This window comes from Caballeronia udeis, assembly GCF_001544555.2.
Taxonomy (GTDB): Bacteria; Pseudomonadota; Gammaproteobacteria; order Burkholderiales; family Burkholderiaceae; genus Caballeronia; species Caballeronia udeis.
The window spans coordinates 1-738 of sequence record NZ_FCOK02000231.1 but is presented as its reverse complement, the minus strand read 5'-3'; the positions used below and the strand labels follow the sequence as shown (position 1 = coordinate 738).

Here is a 738-nt window from a genome sequence, read left to right as displayed (position 1 = left end):
GCCGTCGGAAGATCGAACTGGTTGTTCGCGGGTTCTCCACGAGGCGCCCGGGCGGCGGCAACGATGTATTCGCTCATCGGGACGGCTCACCTTAACGGTATCGAACCCTATGCGTGGCTCGAACGAACGCTTGAGAAACTGCCGTCGTATCCCGTCAATCGCGTGCACGAGCTCTTGCCGCTCGCCCGTTAAAACACCTCCAAACCATGGACATTCTCGACTCGCTTCGGCAGGCGCCTAGCACCGAGCTCTATCGCCTCTATCTTGCTATCGGCAAAATGCTTGATGACCCCCGACGTATTCTCGAAATACGTCAACGCCTGCACCTGGGGATGGCCGTCAACTACATCGGCGACAACCCGCTTGGACCGCCGGCGCAAGGCACCATAGTTGAACTTCGTCAGACACAGGCCGTGGTTCAAGACAGCGTAACTCGACGCCGTTGGGGCGTGCTCTACGCAGCGATCATCCCCGAAACTTCGAGTGCTCAGCCTCACGTCGAACCGACACCGCCGCCGAGAACGCAGCGTGAAGAATTCTTCATCGGTGACACAGTTAGCTTCACTGACAAGCACCTAAGCGAGCGCGTCGGAGTCGTCGTGAGGCTGAATGCCAAGACCGCGTCGGTCGCCGTTAATGACACCGATGGCCACTGGCGCGTTTCGTACTCTCTACTGCGAAAGATCGTCGACATTTAGCCGCGCAAAAACCTCCCCAACGGGTTCCGCTGACGGATAC

At 58.5% G+C, this 738-nt stretch carries 2 protein-coding genes; both read left to right on the top strand.

The annotated features are described in order from the left end of the window. Nucleotides 1–192: transposase domain-containing protein (locus AWB69_RS45385; RefSeq protein ID WP_062093261.1), on the top strand; the 192-nt coding region annotated here is incomplete at its 5' end. Between the two features lie 14 nt (nt 193–206). Beyond that, nucleotides 207–698, top strand: a complete 492-nt coding sequence (locus AWB69_RS45380; RefSeq protein ID WP_062093260.1) for a hypothetical protein — start codon at nt 207–209, stop codon at nt 696–698. The last annotated feature ends 40 nt before the right edge of the window (nt 699–738 follow it).